14 protein-coding genes are annotated in these 18,262 nt (G+C 34.7%); 5 read left to right on the forward strand and 9 right to left on the reverse strand.

From position 1 onward, the window contains the following. Positions 1-79: 79 nt before the first annotated feature. From FN795_RS06155 to FN795_RS06175, 5 genes are all read right to left on the reverse strand, one after another. Positions 80-4,930, reverse strand: a complete 4,851-nt coding sequence (locus tag FN795_RS06155; RefSeq protein ID WP_142449850.1) for a PorP/SprF family type IX secretion system membrane protein — start codon at positions 4,928-4,930, stop codon at positions 80-82. Between the two features lies 1 nt (position 4,931). Beyond that, positions 4,932-6,416: a gliding motility protein SprC gene (sprC, locus tag FN795_RS06160; RefSeq protein ID WP_142449851.1), complete on the reverse strand. Its 1,485-nt coding sequence runs from the start codon at positions 6,414-6,416 to the stop codon at positions 4,932-4,934. Continuing rightward, on the reverse strand, positions 6,413-6,826 hold the full coding sequence (locus tag FN795_RS06165) for a hypothetical protein (protein ID WP_142449852.1): 414 nt from the start codon (positions 6,824-6,826) through the stop codon (positions 6,413-6,415). The genes sprC and FN795_RS06165 overlap by 4 nt, the downstream gene beginning before the upstream one ends. Positions 6,827-6,924: 98 nt before the next feature. Continuing rightward, positions 6,925-8,214 carry a hypothetical protein gene (locus FN795_RS06170; protein ID WP_142449853.1) on the reverse strand — a complete coding sequence of 430 codons (1,290 nt, stop codon included), beginning with the start codon at positions 8,212-8,214 and terminating at the stop codon, positions 6,925-6,927. A gap of 188 nt (positions 8,215-8,402) precedes the next feature. Then, on the reverse strand, positions 8,403-8,855 hold the full coding sequence (locus tag FN795_RS06175) for a hypothetical protein (RefSeq protein ID WP_026727351.1): 453 nt from the start codon (positions 8,853-8,855) through the stop codon (positions 8,403-8,405). A 435-nt stretch (positions 8,856-9,290) separates the two neighbouring features. Here FN795_RS06175 and FN795_RS06180 point away from each other — a divergent pair, with 435 nt between their 5' ends. From FN795_RS06180 to recA, 4 genes are all read left to right on the forward strand, one after another. Then, on the forward strand, positions 9,291-10,439 hold the full coding sequence (locus FN795_RS06180; protein WP_142449854.1) for a DNA polymerase III subunit: 1,149 nt from the start codon (positions 9,291-9,293) through the stop codon (positions 10,437-10,439). 7 nt (positions 10,440-10,446) lie between these two features. Beyond that, on the forward strand, positions 10,447-10,830 hold the full coding sequence (locus FN795_RS06185; protein ID WP_142449855.1) for a DoxX family protein: 384 nt from the start codon (positions 10,447-10,449) through the stop codon (positions 10,828-10,830). Positions 10,831-10,864: 34 nt separating this feature from the next. Next, the gene (locus FN795_RS06190; protein WP_142449856.1) at positions 10,865-11,377 is read left to right on the forward strand and encodes an acyl-CoA thioesterase; all 513 of its coding nucleotides are present in this window, start codon (positions 10,865-10,867) and stop codon (positions 11,375-11,377) included. A 161-nt stretch (positions 11,378-11,538) separates the two neighbouring features. After that, entirely contained in the window at positions 11,539-12,546 is a 1,008-nt protein-coding gene (recA, locus tag FN795_RS06195; RefSeq protein WP_142449857.1) for a recombinase RecA, read from the forward strand. Between the two features lie 538 nt (positions 12,547-13,084). Here the strand turns inward: recA and FN795_RS06200 are convergent. Beyond that, positions 13,085-13,870 carry a lysophospholipid acyltransferase family protein gene (locus FN795_RS06200; protein WP_142449858.1) on the reverse strand — a complete coding sequence of 262 codons (786 nt, stop codon included), beginning with the start codon at positions 13,868-13,870 and terminating at the stop codon, positions 13,085-13,087. A 210-nt stretch (positions 13,871-14,080) separates the two neighbouring features. Between FN795_RS06200 and trpS the strand changes: the two genes are divergently transcribed. Further along, positions 14,081-15,055 (forward strand): tryptophan--tRNA ligase, encoded by a 975-nt coding sequence (trpS, locus tag FN795_RS06205; protein WP_142449859.1) that lies wholly within the window; start codon positions 14,081-14,083, stop codon positions 15,053-15,055. 69 nt (positions 15,056-15,124) lie between these two features. Here trpS and FN795_RS06210 read toward each other — a convergent pair whose 3' ends face one another. The 3 genes from FN795_RS06210 to FN795_RS06220 all read right to left on the reverse strand — a co-directional run bounded on the left by FN795_RS06210 (position 15,125) and on the right by FN795_RS06220 (position 18,074). After that, complete coding sequence (locus FN795_RS06210; RefSeq protein ID WP_142449860.1) at positions 15,125-15,982, reverse strand: hypothetical protein; 858 nt, start codon at positions 15,980-15,982, stop codon at positions 15,125-15,127. Between the two features lie 75 nt (positions 15,983-16,057). Continuing rightward, complete coding sequence (dprA, locus tag FN795_RS06215) at positions 16,058-17,158, reverse strand: DNA-processing protein DprA (protein WP_142449861.1); 1,101 nt, start codon at positions 17,156-17,158, stop codon at positions 16,058-16,060. A 280-nt stretch (positions 17,159-17,438) separates the two neighbouring features. After that, entirely contained in the window at positions 17,439-18,074 is a 636-nt protein-coding gene (locus FN795_RS06220; protein ID WP_142449862.1) for a hypothetical protein, read from the reverse strand. Positions 18,075-18,262 lie beyond the last annotated feature (188 nt).

Genomic DNA, 18,262 nt, shown 5'->3' on the forward strand with positions numbered 1-18,262 from the left:
AAAAATAAACAGCGGCGTACTGAACATTTATTATTATGTCCTTCCCAAATCATGGGAAGGATTGACTTTCAATTTTTTATTAATTCTCCACTTTTACGATGGCCATTTTTCCGTTATAAGGCTTATTTCCTTTAGCTTCTAATGCTTTAGTTGCTTCTTGTAATCCCTCATATTTCTCGTAATAGATATAATATTTACTTGTTGCTATATTATAGAAGAAATTAATGTCTGAACGTCCTGCAGCAACTGCTTTGGTCAAGAATTCATCTCTTTTTTCAACACTGCTGTGAACAGCAACAATCATATAATAACCACTGTCAGAATTTTTAATATTCTTGATGATTTGCATATTTGACTGGTCTTCACCAAAATCAAAATCACTTGCTGTTAAAGGTGTACTGCTAATTTTAGTAGTTTCCTTAATACGTTTAAGAGCTGCTAGATCCTGATTATATCTTCCTTGATCGTTTTCATAAGCTGCACGCTTGATTCTACGTTTTTTCTCGATTTCAGTTTCTGCTTTAATACGCTCTAAATTCGCAAGTAAAGCTGCGCTATCTTGTTCCATTTTTAATTGTGCTGCTTTCAACTGATTTATCTTTTCTAGATAAGCTCTATTTAAAGCGTCATTTTTATTAGGAACTTTTTTAAGTCTTTCGTTATATAAATTCGTCAACTTGGCAATCTCATCTTTTTGAATTCTGTTTGCCTCAGCAATATTTGTTTTCAAAGCTTCTAACTGGCTGTTCTCTGCCGCAACACTTTTGAATGGTTTCGGTTCTTTGTAAATTCCTTTTTCACTTAAGTCATTTTCCTCTCTTAAATCATTCAGGTCTTTTTGTTTGTTTGCTACTGTTGCATTAAACTGAGCCAATAAATCACTTTGATTTTTATTTGATGCATCTAGAGATTGCGTTAAATTATCAATAGCTTTTGCCGTTTCATCTTTTTGAGCTTCTGCTGCTTTTGCTGCTGCATCCGCCGCTTGTTTAGCTCTTAATTCTGCTTCTTCAGCTTGTTTTGCCTGTAACGCTTCTGCGTCTGCTTTTGCTTTTGCGTCTGCAGCTAATTTTGCTTGTAATGCCTCTGCATCCGCTTTTGCTTTCGCATCAGCAGCTAGTTTCGCTTGTAATGCCTCTGCATCCGCTTTTGCTTTTGCATCTGCAGCTAGTTTCGCTTGTAAAGCTTCTGCATCGGCTTTTGCTTTCGCATCAGCAGCAAGTTTTACTTTTAATGCTTCTGCATCCGCTTTTGCTTTTGCGTCAGCAGCTAATTTTGCCTGACGAGCTTCTTCATCTGCTTTAGCTTTCGCATCAGCTGCTTGTTTAGCTTGTAAAGCTTCGGCATCAGCTTTTGCTTTTGCATCAGCAGCTAGTTTTACTTTTAATGCTTCTGCATCCGCTTTTGCTTTTGCGTCAGCAGCTAATTTTGCCTGACGAGCTTCTTCATCTGCTTTAGCTTTCGCATCAGCTGCTTGTTTTGCTACTAAAGCTTCAGCATCAGCTTTTGCTTTCGCATCTGCAGCAAGTTTTACTTTTAATGCTTCTGCATCAGCTTTCGCTTTTGCATCAGCAGCTAATTTCGCTTGTAATGCCTCTGCGTCAGCTTTGGCTTTTGCATCGGCAGCAAGTTTTGCTTGTAAAGCTTCAGCATCGGCTTTGGCTTTTGCATCAGCAGCTAGTTTTACTTTTAATGCTTCTGCATCAGCTTTCGCTTTTGCGTCAGCAGCTAATTTTGCCTGACGAGCTTCTTCATCGGCTTTAGCTTTCTCTTCAGCTTTTTGTTTTGCTACTAAAGCTTCAGCATCAGCTTTAGCTTTTGCGTCAGCAGCAAGTTTTACTTTTAATGCTTCTGCATCCGCTTTCGCTTTTGCATCAGCAGCTAATTTCGCTTGTAATGCCTCTGCGTCAGCTTTGGCTTTTGCATCGGCAGCAAGTTTTGCTTGTAAAGCTTCAGCATCGGCTTTCGCTTTTGCATCAGCAGCTAGTTTTACTTTCAATGCTTCAGCATCAGCTTTCGCTTTATTATCTGCTTCTAATTTTGCCAAACGTGCTTCTTCCGCTTCTTGTAATTTTTTTGCTTCTGCTTCCGCTTTTGCTTTTGCGGTTGCTTCAGCATCGGCTTTTACTTTCGCATCAGCAATTAATTTTGCTTGTAATGCTTCCATATCCGCTTTTGCTTTAGCATCAGCAGCAAGTTTAACTTGTAAAGCTTCGGCATCCGCTTTTGCTTTTGCGTCAGCAGCTAATTTTGCCTGACGAGCTTCTTCTTCCACTTTTGCTTTCTCTTCAGCAGCTTGTTTTATCTTAAGTGCTTCAGCATCGGCTTTTGCTTTTGCATCAGCAACCAATTTAGCTTGTAATGCTTCTGCATCAGCTTTTGCTTTTGCATCGGCAGCTAATTTTGCCTGACGAGCTTCTTCGTCCGCTTTCGCTTTAGCGTCAGCAGCTTGTTTCACTTTAAGCGCTTCTGCATCGGCTTTTGCCTTTGCATCAGCAGCTAATTTCGCCTGACGAGCCTCTTCAGCTTGTTGTAATTGTTTTGCTTCTGCTTCTGCTTTGGCTTTTGCTGTTGCTTCCGCATCCGCTTTCACTCTTGCATCAGCAATTAATTTTGCTTGTAAAGCTTCCATATCAGCTTTCGCTTTAGCGTCAGCAGCAAGTTTTGCCTGAAGTGCTTCCGCATCCGCTTTTGCTTTTGCATCAGCAGCTAATTTTGCTTGTAATGCCTCTGCGTCAGCTTTTGCTTTCGCATCTGCAGCTAGTTTTGCCTGAATTGCATCTGCATCCGCTTTTGCTTTTGCATCAGCAGCTAATTTCGCTTGTCTTGCATCTTCTTCAACTTTCGCTTTAGCATCAGCAGCTTGTTTTATTTTCAATGCTTCTGCATCCGCTTTCGCTTTTGCTTCTGCAGCAATTAATGCTTGTCTTGCCTCTGCATCTGCTTTTGTTTTTGCGTCAGCAGCTAATTTTTCTTTTAAAGCAGCATCTGCGGCAGCTTTTTCTTTCAATGCCGCGGCAGCTTTCGCTTTGTTTGCAGCGTCAATTGCAGCTTTCGTTTTAGCTTCAGAAGCTGCTTTAGCTTTTGCTTCAGCCGCTAATCTAGCCTGATAAGCATCTGAATCCGCTTTTGCTTTTGCATCAGCAGCTAAAATCGATTGTAAATCGGCAGCTTCAGCTTTTGCTTTTGCATCTGCTTTTCTCTTCGCTTCAGCAGCATCGGCTTTTGCTTTTGCATCTGCAGCTAATTTAACTTTCAACGCTTCCGCATCTGCTTTCGCTTTTGCATCTGCAGCTAGTTTTGCTTTTGCAGCAGTTTCGGCATCAGCTTTTGCTTTGTCTGCAGCTAATTCTACTTGTGTTTTTTGAGGTGTTCCAGCTGTTTTTGCTTTTGCAGCTTCAGCATCTGCTTTTGCTTTCGCATCAGCAGCTAATTTTAATTTCATTGCTTCGGCATCTGCCTTCGCTTTATCAGCAGCTAACTGTGCCGGTGTTTTTGATGCAGCTGCTCCTGGTTTGTTTGCTGCAGCTTGAGCTCTTGCTGCAGCGGCGGCATCTACTCTAGCTTTATTATCAGCAACCAATTTCAATCTGCGTTCCTCTGCATCTGCTCTGGCTTTATCTGCTGCCAGTTGCGCTTGTGTTTTTTGTGTTGCAGCAACAGCTCTGTTTGCAGTTGTAGTTTGTGCTCTTGTTGCAGCTGCGGCATCTGCTTTAGCTTTTGCATCTGCAGCAAGTTTTATTTTCAATGCTTCTGCATCGGCTTTTGCTTTATTATCAGCTTCTAATTTTGCTTTAGCTGCAGCTTCAGCATCAGCCTTCACTTTTTCAGCAGCAGCAAGTCTTGCTTGTTTAGCTTCTGCATCAGCAATTGCTTTTGCTTCAGCAGCTAATCTTGCTTTTTCAGCACCATCTACTCTTGTAACTGGAGCCGATGTCGTTTTTTTAGCCATTACAGGTTTTGGCTTTGATGGATCAATAAGTGAACCTTCATCGTCATCACCATAATAGTAATTTCTGTTTTTGAACTTATAAGCAATTGCAAACTCGTGAGAACCTCCCAAATTTGTAAAATTGCCAAAACCTCTTTCATAATTGTATTCAATCGCAATACTAGGTGAAATATTCACACCTAAACCTGCCGAAACTCCATATAAAGTATTATATCCGGCTTGTGCCCAAACTCCTTGCGGAATCGTAATCATGGCTAACCCAGATAGAACTGTTTTATCTTTTTTAATTTCTGTTTTTACAATTCCAGAAAATTTACTTCTATCGAAAAATCCGTAGCTGTCAATATAACCTGTGTACATTCCATGCAATTCGATTGCTCTTTCCGGATCATCCTTTACCATTCCTGAACCAAAATTGTAAAGAACCAAATTGTTGATCGATAATCCAAAATCAAGAAATGCCGTTCCGTAGTTAATACCCGGATTTACGGTAAGCAATGTATTTGACTGAATGTTATCAATTGGAAGATTTGGATCATTTGTAACAATTTTACCTTTGTTTAAACCACTTTGGTAAGCACCTACATTAAGTCCAAATGTCAAATTGCTATCTTCTTGCAAAACGATATTATGGGCAAAGTTGGCTACTCCTCCAAAGACTGTAAAAACACCATAATTTTGTTGAAATAATCCAAAAGCAAAAGCTTCATTCTCTCTAAAACGGCCAGAATAACCAAATAAATAAGTATTTGGAGCATCGTCAAATGAAACCCATTGTCTTTTATTATAAAAACTCACATACGGATTTGATTCGCGTACAAAACTGAACGTTGGATTAATTATGTATCTATTAAACTTTAAAGAATTTCTGATAGGTAAAGAAAACGAAACAACTCCATCCTCAGATTTGGTATCTTGAGCATAGAGTACATTTGATAAACCGTAAAATAAAGTTATGAATAGTAGGATTTTCTTCATCTTATTTTATCAGGGTTATTGATCCTTTTCTTTCACCTGTCCCGGATTGAATGACATAGTAATATACTGGATTTACATTTTTAATATCAATTGATCCAGACGGGGGCCAATCGCCTTGATAGTTGACAACATCAAGAACCATGTCTCCGTTTGAACTAATTATTTTAACACTAGTTTCTGGGTTTTTATATTCACTCGGAATATCCCATACATCATACGGATAACTGCTCAAGCTTATAATATTTGCAATCTTTTCTACAGAAGTAACCGGGTTACCATCGTAGCTAACTGTAAAAGGCAATTCTTGTTCAACAACACATCCTGCTGCCTGACTTACTTTTACTTTGTAATTTCCACGTGCAGACACCACATAAGTGTTGGTATTAGCGCCTGAAATCACATTATTTCCAAGAAACCATTGGAAAGTTGGATTAACCGCATTTGTAGTCACAGTAACGCTTAAAGTTTCGTTTGGAGCAATAACGTTTGTTGCTGGGACATTTAATGAGGCATTAAAGTTGTTTCCTTTTAAATCGATTGTTCCTGTTGCTTTACATCCTCCAAAATCAACGTCGACAGTATAAACTGCAGCTTCATTTGTAGTATAACTACGATTTGTAGCTCCAGTAATTACTGAACCATTTTTTTTCCAAACATAACTATTTCCTGAAGTCGCCGTTAAAACTGTTCCTGATCCGCTAGAGCAAAATGGATTACCTAAACTTGAGGAGATTGTTACTGAAGAACCAGATCCTGAAGTGGTAACTGTAACACGATTTGAACTTAAATTATCTTCTGAACATAATCCATAATCTAATTTTGCATAATAAGTTCCAATTGAATTTACTAGTAACGTTGTACCACTTTGTCCAGTAATTAATACATCATCTTTATACCATTTGTACTTTAGATTTGGATAATTTGCTGGAGACGAAGGAACGTCATTTGGTGTCGGATTATAAACAGAAAGCGAAATACTTCCTCCAGAGCAAATTGTCGCAGTAGGTGATTTTTCATTGATATAAAATGAGCTCACATACGTACTATAATATGCTGGAAAAGAGGTATTATTTGCAAGATTTTTAAATCTCAAACTATAGGTTGGGGTTGTTGTATTACTTTTTACACGCAAGCTGTAAATATCAGATCCTTTTAAATTAGTTGGAACAGCAAATCGAATAGTTTGCTGCTTTAACGTAGGATCGTCTGTAAATGAGATTTTTGTCGTAGCTGTAGGGGTTGTAAAATTCCCAGCATCATCTGAAAGTTCTACTTCAAAAGTAGTTCCGGCTGGAAAATCTACATAACTAAAAGTAGCCGCATATTGATTGAAAGGCGCGCCATCAATGATAAGCCCAGCACAAATTCTATCAAAATTTAATTGCTGGGGCACTATCGTTTGGGCATACGTATTCGTTTTAGTACAAAACAAAATACTAAAAAATGCAATAAATCGGATTACAGATAGCGTAGTTTTCTGAATCATATAGTTCTAGTTCTTGCTAAGTCTATATTTTCAAAAAACAAAATATCTATGAATGTTTCAGAAAAATCATATTTATAGTTCTCAATAATGTCCTTCGCAAGAACAGAATAAGAAGCTGTAATTGATGCGTTTTCCTGGCATTCTGAAGTTTTCTGATTATTACAATCAGTAGCTATAGCAAAGCTATCCTTGGGGATGGACAGCTCTACTGCTAACTGATTAGAATTATCTAATTTGCTGATCACTGATGTACCAGCTATTACTGTTTTTTGGTTGTTGTTACACGCCGCTACGATGCATTTTGAGTCATTAGAAACAATGTTTCCTGACTTGCATTGTGCATTTATTGCTACTGCAGGCGAAACCAAAAATATAATATAAATAAAATATTTTTTTATAGATGGGGCCATTATGTTCTGATCTTTATTTGGTCACGAGACTGACATAAATTGTGTCTGGGGACTTAATTAATAAAATTTACGCTCTTGAAATAAAAATCGAAACTTATCTATTTTCCGCTAGATGCTGTAATTTTTCCTAATTGCAATCTGAAATCTGGTTTCTTAGCATTGTAAATATCAATGAAAGTTTCTTTGTTATCACTTTGTGACATCACGTTAAAGAACACAGGGTTTCCATACCAGCCCTCTAAATCTTCATTGTTAGAATTGTACTCTGTAAAGATGTTTCCACTACATAGGTTAAGGTACATTTCTTCAATTTTGATTTTTTTAAGGTTGGCATCATTAATCTCAGTTTTGCTGTCCAATAGAACGGCCGGGTTAAATCCAGAGATTACACTACGCTTCATTTCAAGAGAAGCAGTTTCAGCAACATAAACTGCCTCTTTTACTAAACCTGCCTGAATATCAGCTTTAATGTTATCACTATCATTTAACATTGTAATATTTGTTGCAACAACAAGTGTTTGTTTTTTAGTAAAATCTGTTTCGCTTTTCTTTTCGAAAGTTTTTACCTCCATACAACGAGATCCGTCTTTGTTACTTGATAAGTAAGATGATCTAACTGCCAATGAGTTAAATAAACGGCATTGAACACCTTGAGTAAATTTATAATCGTCGTTGATTGATTTATAAGAAACTAGTTTAGTAGCATTTAAATCTCCTCCAAAGAAAGCAAATGAATCACCTCCAGAGTAGCTTACCATTACATTTTCTAGTATCGTTTTAGCACCAACACCAGCAACAGTTAAACCATTGAAAGTATCTGCACCTTTAACTTTTTTTCCAGCAAATTCGATTCTAACAAATCTCAAGATACCTGAATTTCCGTTTACGTTGTCACCACCATAAGAAGTAAGCGTAGGATCAAGATCTAAGTTGTAAGAACCAACACCTCCAAATTTGTTGATTGGAGCATCGCCAAGAAGTACAACTCCACCCCAGTCTCCAGCTTTTTTCTGGCTGCGGTTTGAAGTAAATACGATTGGATCAGTCTCTAAACCATCTGCAACAAGTTGTGCACCTTTTGTAACTACCAATGTTCCTTTAGTTTCGAAATCACCAATAATTAAAGTTCCTGGCTCGATTGTTAATACTGCATTGTTTGTAACATAAACGTTGCCTTGCAAAACATAAACATTCCTTTTCAGCAATTTAGTGTTAACAGAAATATTTCCTGCTAAAATTTGGTTTGCTTCTCCATACTCTACTTTGTTAGGCTTAAATTCGGTCCAGTTATTTAACCAATTGTTGTAGCCCATAATTCCTTTCTCTTGCTGAGCACTCATACTAGTAACTGTCAAAAGAACGCAGATCATTTGAGTAATTTTTTTCATGATAAGGGGGTATTAGGGTTAATAATAAATTTGGGTATGCGTAAATGAAAAAACTCATCTCGATTTTTCCGAAATAATCAGAACACATCGAGAACGAGTTATTTTTTATCGCTCTTTTAAAATGTTTTTCGAAAATCTAAATCATCTACGTAAACAAGTCAAAAAAGGTTTTAAAAATATTTTATTAATTACATTTCGTTCAAATCGTTGAACTCGTGTAATGATTTCAATGTGCTTTCGTAAAATAAAATTGCCGCGATCAAGTTTCCTTTATCTGAATAAGGCATCATTTTTCTTTGGAAGTCTACCGTAGTATCCAGGAAAGTTGTAGTACCAACCGCTTGGTTGTCTAATACTTTTTTGTGTTCACTATCGTCCGGAATACCTAAGTCGGCCATAGTAACACCTGGTTTAGTAACCAAAGCAATGTAAGGGAGAGTTTTCACTAAAACTTTAATACGCTCAATGTATAATTCCAAAAGTTCTCCTTTTTGCATACCACTCAATTCTTTTTGATCATGGTATTTTCTGATAAGAGCTGTTGTACTAATGATACTTCTTGGAGCATTTTTTGCCTGCGCTGAAACAGCTGCAGTTGTCAAGAAAAAAAGTGTACTTAATAAAATAATTTTCCCTTTCATAGATTCTATTTATAAATGGTTGTTGATGCAAACAAAAATATATAATTTAACTTAAATTGCAACTTTATTGATTTCTTTTTTCAAAAAAAATCCTTAAAAAAAACTTAAAAAACAGTCGTATGTCGAGAAAATCTGCGTTTTAACGAGGGTTTTGTTAAATTTGTTAAAACCAAAACCGTAAGACATTACCTATAAAAAAGTGGTTGATTTTAACATTAAATAGCTAAAATTTCCTTACGTTTATCGTTTTTGGCAAAAAAATATTAACAAAAAAGTCTTCATATCTACTCGCGTGAAGTAATTTATTAACAAAATTAAGCTTATACATTACCCTTTTTTTTCAAAAAAAATTTCTCAAATTTTTCAATTTTAAGACAACCCATAATCTTTTAATCTAAAGTTTTTGACTCCACCATTTTCTTCTATCTTTGCTTCATGCAATTTTCTCAAATTTTAGGTCAGGATTATATCAAAAGTCACTTGATAAAAAGTGCATCTTCAGGACGAATTCCGCATGCACAATTATTTATTGGGCCCGAAGGAAGTGGCACATTATCAACTGCTATAGCCTATGCGCAATACATTTTGTGCAACAATACAGGCAATGAAAATGAAAACGGAAACGAGTCCTGTAATTTAAAATTTCAAAACATCTCGCATCCAGATTTGCATTTTATTTACCCAACTGTTACCACCGAAGATGTCAAAACCAAACCGAAAAGTTTAGACTTTATTCAGGATTGGAGAACTTTTATTCAGGAAATGCCTTACGGAGGATTATTTGACTGGTATAAAATCCTCGGCGTTCAAAACAAACAAGGAGAAATCAGGGTTGAAGATGCTCAGGAAGTTTTAAAATCGCTTTCGCTGAAATCCTACGAAGGCGGCTATAAAATCATGATTATCTGGATGGCCGATAAAATGAATATCGCAGCATCCAACAAACTTTTGAAACTTCTTGAAGAACCTTCAGATAAAACCATTTTTATTCTGATTTCTGAAAATGAAGAAGATATTATTCAAACCATTCGCTCTCGTTGTCAGGTAATTCACTTTAATGGTCTTCCGGAAAAAGTAATCGCCGATGCTTTAGTTTCCCGAGAAAATATCGATCAAAATTTAGCTAAAAAAATTGCGCATCAGGCTCAGGGAAATTTTAATAAAGCGATGCATTTATTGAAAGAAGATGATTCTGAATATCCATTCGAACAATGGTTTGTAAATTGGGTTCGTGCCGCATTTCGAGCCAAAGGAAATGCTGCAGCAATTCAGGATTTGATTTCCTGGAGTGAAGAAATTGCTGGACTTGGACGCGAAAGCCAAAAAAAATTCATTCAGTTTTGTATCGAAATGTTTCGTCAGGCACTAATGCTTAATTATCAAGCGCCAAGTTTGGTTTACATTGAACCGAAAGTGGACAAATTCAAACTCGAAAATTTTGCACCTTTTGTCAACGGAAATAATATTCATGAAATTTTCAAAGAACTTTCAGATGCGATGTATCACATTGAAAGAAACGGAAATGCAAAAATAATTTTAACCGATTTATCAATCAAACTTACTCGTTTAATTCATAAAAAATAGTTTCAAAATGAATAATCCTGCCTCTATCTTACTTCTGGCTTTTTTAGCTTTAACATTCTTACAATCAGGATATGAAAAAATATTTTATTGGAAAGATAATGTTGAATGGCTAAAAGGTCATTTTGCCAACACGCCGTTAAAAAATCAAGTGCCGCTTGCATTATTGCATCTTTTAATTTTAGAATTAATTTCTGGAATTTTATCTGTTGTTGGAGCAATTCAGCTCTTATTAAACAGTGGCAGAGAATTTGGTTTTTATGGTGCAATTTTTTCTTGCATCAGTTTACTAATGATGCTTTTCGGACAAAGATTAGCAAAAGATTACGATGGCGCGAGAACCATAGTAATCTATTTTATCCCAGCTGTAATGGCGGTTTACTGGCTGAATTAATCAGCTTTTTATTTATAATTTTTACAATAAAAAAATGAATCCAAAACACCCTTCAGAATCCATAACTATTTTAACAGATTTAGTTTTACCGAGCGAAACAAATCCTTTAAACAATCTTTTTGGCGGCGAATTATTAGCCCGAATGGACCGTGCAGCAAGTATTGCCGCGCGCAGACATTCTCGCCGAATTGTAGTTACGGCTTCTGTAAATCACGTAGCATTCAACAGAGCAATTTCACTAGGAAGTGTTGTTACTGTTGAAGCAAAAGTTTCAAGATCTTTCAAAAGTTCAATGGAAGTTTACATTGACGTTTGGGTAGAAGACCGCGAATCTGGAAGCAGAACAAAAGCCAATGAAGCAATTTACACTTTTGTTGCTGTTGATGACACCGGAAGACCTGTTGAAGTTCCTGCAATTGTTCCGGAAACCGAACTTGAAATTCAACGTTTTGATGCTGCTTTACGCCGTAAACAGTTGAGTTTAGTGCTTGCAGGTAAAATGAAACCTTCTGATGCGACAGAATTAAAGGCATTATTTATAGAGTAAAATTGTAGCAATTTGTAACAATTTGTGACAACCAAACTCCAAAAAAAAGAAGTAATTTTGCAATTTACAAGTTAGGTAAATAACAATACGAAAGTTATTTCTTACTTTTAATTTGTGTTTTAAATGCAAAAAAAATAACAATTAAGATAATTTAAAAAGATATGAGTTCAGACAAAGAAGCCAAATTAAAAGCGTTACAATTAACACTTGATAAACTTGACAAAACTTACGGAAAAGGAACCGTAATGAAAATGGGCGACAGAGCCATTGTGGAAGTAGAAACGATTTCTTCTGGCTCACTTGGAGTTGATTTAGCTCTTGGGGTAAATGGATACCCAAAAGGAAGAATCATTGAAATTTACGGACCGGAATCATCTGGTAAGACCACATTAACTTTACATGCAATTGCCGAAGCTCAAAAAGCTGGAGGAATTGCTGCTTTTATAGATGCTGAACATGCTTTTGATAGAAATTATGCTGAGAAATTAGGCGTTGATATCGAAAATTTAATCATTTCTCAACCAGACAATGGGGAGCAAGCTTTAGAAATTGCTGAAAACCTAATTCGTTCTGGAGCTATAGACATTGTTGTAATTGACTCTGTTGCTGCTTTGACTCCAAAAAGTGAAATTGAAGGTGAAATGGGAGATTCAAAAATGGGTCTTCACGCACGTTTGATGTCACAGGCTTTAAGAAAATTAACGGGAACAATTAGCAAAACAAATTGTACTGTTTTCTTTATCAACCAGCTGAGAGAGAAAATCGGTGTAATGTTTGGAAATCCTGAAACTACAACTGGTGGTAACGCATTAAAATTCTATGCTTCTGTACGTTTAGATATTCGTCGTTCTTCTCAAATTAAAGATGGTGAGAATGTTATCGGAAACAGAACTAAAGTTAAAATTGTTAAAAACAAAGTTGCTCCGCCATTTAAAACTGCCGAATTCGACATTATGTACGGAGAAGGAGTTTCAAAAACCGGAGAAATTCTTGATCTAGCTGTTGAATTTGATATCGTTAAAAAAGCGGGATCTTGGTTTAGCTATGGCGATACAAAATTAGGTCAGGGACGTGATGCTGTTAAATCTTTAATTAAAGATAATCCGGAATTAGCTGATGAATTAGAAGCTAAAATCAAAGAACATATGAAAGAATTAGCAAACGCTTAAACCTTTCAAAATCTGTAAATTGCAGGTTTTTATATTATAACCCAACAAGACAAAATCTTGTTGGGTTTTTTATTTTAAAAAAAAATCAAAAATCAACGCAACCTTTTCAAAATTATATCATCTAGTAAATAGATATAAAATTTTAATTGGCATCGCCATAAATGCCTTTTAAAAAATTTTAGAACGAATTTGGTTGATTTGTTTTTAATAAAAATCCGTCGGTTTGTTTGGTACTGACGGGTTTTTATTCCTTTTACGAGAAAAAATTTCATATCTCACGCAACCTTTTTCATTTTTTGCTCTCTATTAAATTGTGACGTTAACTTGAGTTTTAACCAAACTCTTTATTATCAATCCTTAATGTTTTTAAATTATGAAAGAGAAAATAGAAGTGTTGTACAATAAAAACCGAAGAAAAACCAAATTGAAGTTTAAAAAGGTATTGCGATTTATTTCTGAAAAAATAATTCACAGATAAGATTTTGAATATAAATAAGGGGTTATTTTAGTTCAAAAGAAAACCCGATAATCCTGATGCTTAAAGATTATCGGGTTCTGTTTTTAAAATCGTTTTTTTCGAAATTTTTTTCTGAAATTCAACTAATGCGTCAAATATCAATTGTCGGACTTGCTCTCTGAGTTCTTTTCGATGATCGCTTGTTACGCCTTTTGTTTCAACAAATGGAAGAATTTTTGCACGCATTTTTCCAGGACTTCCGCTTAAAAAAGTATACGAGAAACGCTCTTTATTATCTGCAAAAACAATCGGCACAATTGGAATTTGATGCTCTATTGCTAGTCGAAAAGCGCCATCTTTAAATTCATCCAACAAAATACTTTCATCATCTGGAACGCCCCCTTCTGGGAAAATGCAAATACTAAGTCCTTGATTTAGCCTGTTTTGAGCTCTTTTGAAAACCTCATTTTTACTTTTTGAAGAATTTCTGTCCACAAGAATGCAAGTTCTTTTATAGAAAAACCCAAACAACGGGATTTTAACCAACTCTTTCTTTCCCACAAAAACAAAAGGATTTTTAATAATCGCCAACATCAGCATAATATCCGTCATTGAAGTATGATTTGCGACAATCATATAGCTCGTATGTTTGATAAGCTTTTGCTCACGCTTTACTTTGTAATAAAAACCCATCCCGAAAAGGATAAATTTAGCCCAAATGCGGGCCATTTTAAAAAAATAGGGGTAACCACGTTCTGATATGATAGAAATCAGCAAAAACGGCAACATAATCAATATCGGAATGGCCATTAAAACATAAAACCAAATGCGCCAAAGAATCCAAAAAGTAATTTTTAATATTTTCATAACTTCAAAAGTAAGAAAACAGAAATGAATTTGGTTTTCCAGATCTTTAGAAATTTTGAATATTTCGTTTTTTCCGCTTCATAAATTTAAAAAACAGCTAAACCTTTGATAAACTTTGCTCCCGATAATTATCGGGATTGTAAAAAACTTTGCGAACTTTGCGGTTTAAAAAAATAAACTTGCAATCTTTGCGGTTAAGAAACAAAAATAATGGCAAAAATACTTACTGGTGTTCAGAGTACAGGAACGCCGCATTTAGGAAACTTACTGGGAGCAATTATTCCGGCAATTGAATTATCGAATAATCCTGCAAATGAGTCTTATTTGTTTATCGCTGATTTACATTCGATTACACAAATTAAAGACGGCAAAACATTAAGAGAAAATACATATAGCACAGCGGCAGCTTGGCTTGCATGCGGACTAAATCCAGATAAAGTTACTTTTTACAGACAATCAGACGTAACTCAAACTGCTGAATTGACTTGGTATTTAAGCTGTTTTTTTCCGTTTCAAAGATTAACTTTGGCACATTCTTTCAAAGATAAATCAGATCGTTTGGATGATGTAAACGCCGGATTATTTACTTATCCGATGTTGATGGCGGCCGATATTTTGTTATATGATGCTGAATTTGTTCCGGTTGGAAAAGATCAGCTTCAACATTTAGAAATTACGCGTGATGTTGCGTCGCGCTTTAATCATCAAATGGGTGAAACTTTTGTAATTCCGGAAGCTAAAATTCAAGAAGACAGCATGTTGATTCCAGGAACAAATGGTGGAAAAATGAGTAAATCTGCTAATAACATTATCAATATTTTTCTTGATGATAAAGTTTTGCGCAAACAGGTTATGAGCATTGAAACAGACAGTACGCCACTTGAAGAACCAAAAAATCCTGATACCTGCAACGCTTTTGCGATTTATTCTTTATTAGCAAATGAAACTCAAATTGCCGAGATGAGAGCCAATTATTTAGGTGGAAATTACGGTTATGGTCACGCAAAACAAGCTCTTTTTGAATTGATTACCGAAAAATTTAAAACAGAAAGAGAAAAGTATAATTATTACATCAACAATCTTGAAGAAGTTGATGCACTTCTTAAAAAAGGCGCGGCAAAAGCTTCGGTAGTTGCAGATGGCGTTTTAGAAAAAGTTCGCAACGTTTTGGGATTTGAAAAATAGAAACAAATTTAAAAAGCCTAATAGAAACTGAATCTATTAGGCTTTTTTTCTTATTTAATATTCTGTTTATTAAGCTCTTCCAAGTCTAGCTATTAGCAGAATCACTCTAATAATTACAATTATAATCACGACAATTGACCAACCTGAAAAACCAGATGAACTGCTTGCATTGTTTACTCTTTCCTGTGCTGCGTCAAGCTGATTTTTATTTTTTCTGAATAAATTATTCAGATCAGAATCAACCGCATTATAGTTTACTAAAGAAGAAATCATTGGGTTCAACAATTCATGTCTAACAACTGAATTACTGTGCAGATTGTACACTTTGTTATAAACCGCTCTGATTTTTTCGTCTTTTTCAGCAGATCTAAAATGAGAAACCAAAACATAAAAACTTCGGTATTTTAAAAACTCAACTGTCTCACTTATAGCAGATGGCTGTAAATTTCCATTAACAGTTTGAATAGCATAATCTAATTTTTCCGATACTTTATTGCTTAATTTATCAAGCGAACTTTCAGGCAAATATTCCTTAACTTCAAATAAATCATCAATATTATCAAATCTGTTATTTGATATATAATATTCTAAAATTGCATCTAAATCTTTAGACAAAAATTTATCTATAAAAACTCTAACATCTTCTTTACTAGAGGAAATCGGGTGATCTGTAATAAATCGGTTTCGTGAATAATTCTTTTTTGAAAAGAAGTTGTATAATATTCGGTTATTGCTAATAAACAGCAGTTGATTGGCATAATTCTCAATTGCTAAAACCAAATTGCTACCTAAATCAGGCTGCACATTTGTATTTCCAGATCGCTCAATTTCAAACTGTCTTCTAGCTTTATCAATATCTTCAGCGCTGAAAGATTGTATGTTTGCTTTATAAATTCCAGCATTTTCAAATAATTCAATTATGTTCATTTTAACTTTAGTTTTTTGGTTAAACAAATATATTCTTTATATCATTTAATCCAAGTTTCTGTGTTAAAAAAACACTTAAATTGCTTCGAACATTTTGCCAGGCAAAGGTCTGATTAGGCCTTTAAGCTCCATGTTTAAGAGAATTCCAGATATTTTAAAAATTGGAAAATTACACTGTAAAGCAATAATATCTAATAATTCTTTTCCATTTTTAACCAAGAAATTATAGATGCATTCTTCATCAGGATTTAACTCCACAAAAAGCTGTCTTTGAATTGTTTTGGGTTTATTTTCAAGATCCCAATTTAGTACATAAATCAAATCGGCGGCGCTGGTTAAAACATTTGCTTTTTGCGTTTTAATAAGATTATTACAGCCTTGGCTATATCGGTCCGTAACACGTCCAGGAACTGCAAAAACTTCCCGATTATAATCATTTGCTAAATTAGCCGTAATCAAAGATCCTCCTTTATCAGCCGATTCAATTACAATTGTAGCTTCGGTCATTCCCGCAACAATGCGATTTCGGCGTACAAACTTTTCTTTGTCAGGACTTGAAGAACTCCAAAATTCAGTAATAAACCCGCCATTTTCCTCCATTTTTGCCATGTATTTTTTATGCGCTCGTGGATAAATCTGATTTAATCCGTGTGCCAAAACACCTATTGTTTGCAAATTATTTTCCATTGCCAATTGATGTGCTACGATATCGACACCATAGGCAAAACCACTTATAATAACAGGGTCCAAAGGCGCAAGATCTTCAATAAGTTTTCGACAAAATTCTGTTCCATAAGAAGTTATCTGACGAGTACCAACAATACTTATAATCTTTTTGTTCCTTAAATCTATATTACCAGAAGTAAAGATGAGCACCGGACCGTCGATACAATGTTTAAGTTTATCCGGATAATTTTCATCCTGAAAACAGGAAACATTTATATTATCAGATTTTATAAATTCTAATTCTTTTGCGGCTTTTTCGAATACTGTTTTATCTTTAAGGTTTTTTAATAAAACTGCACCAATTCCATCAATTGCAGCTATTTCTTTTGATTTTGCTTTAAAAATAGCTTCAGCATTTCCAAAATTCGACAACAATTTTTTAGCCATAATATCTCCAACTCCATCCACTTTCATTAGGGCTAATAAATAAAATAAATCTTGATCTGACATGGATACTGAATACATTAAATGGCGGTGAAAAAATACGGTTTTAAAACAAATCTTGCATTTATTTCAAAAGTTGCAAAGATATAAAATATAAGTAAATTCTTTCAAAAATATATTCATGATGATTGTGTTTAGCTTTCAAAACATTCATAATAAATTGAAAACTAATCTTTTTAAAAAATTATAATCTATATAATTACTTTGTTTATTAGACAAAAAAAAACGGATTTCAAATAACTGAATCCGCTTTTCTAGCAAAAGTTTCACAATTAATTAATCTATTCTAAAATGTTGCACACACTTCGTCATTTGCACTGAAAACTCCGTAATAAGCTGTTCCTCTCGCGCAGACTTTATTAACTGCTACCAAATTTATAACAATAACAACTTGAAGTGCCCCAATATAACTATTAAAAACTTCAATACTACCACCTTCCACAATAGTCACTTTTACAGGGATATTTTCAGTTATTTTGATTCCAAAAATTTCAGCTTTTATTTGCACTATTCCTTTAAAAACACCTTTCGAATAACTACAATCTTTTAGTTTTAAAGAAAATGAAAAGCTTTTGTCATTATCATTACTAATTTCAGAAATTGAAATAGGACTAATTTGCAGGTCTAATGTTGAAAAATCTTTTTCTACTTTCCACATTAAAATAGAAGAGCTATCTTCAAATCCACAATCATCTGACTTTTCCCCTTTCCCAGGCAGAAGAAGAAACTTTGGCTTCTCTAATTTTATACAAGAACCAAATGTTTTTAAACCTGCAACTTTTACAAGTGATAATCCATCACCAAATTGTTTTAGTGATGGTAAATTTTCTTTTTCTAAATTTAGATTAAGAACCGAATATGGCTCTCCAAATACTTTTACTGTGAAATTTTCTTTGATTTGTTCAGTAATAAATTTTTCCATTTGTTTATTTATTTAAGGTTACCTACTCGTTTGGCTTTTCAGTTTCGCCCCGTTTATTTGAGTGGTTTCTAGTCTCCACTTTTATTTTCTATAACTTTAACTGGTTGATTATTAAACCAAAATTCTAAATTATGAGACAAAAAAAAATCCCTACAAATAGGGATTTTTTGGTTAAAATTTATTTCAAT

This window comes from Flavobacterium resistens (genome assembly GCF_900182645.1).
Lineage (GTDB): Bacteria > Bacteroidota > Bacteroidia > Flavobacteriales > Flavobacteriaceae > Flavobacterium > Flavobacterium resistens.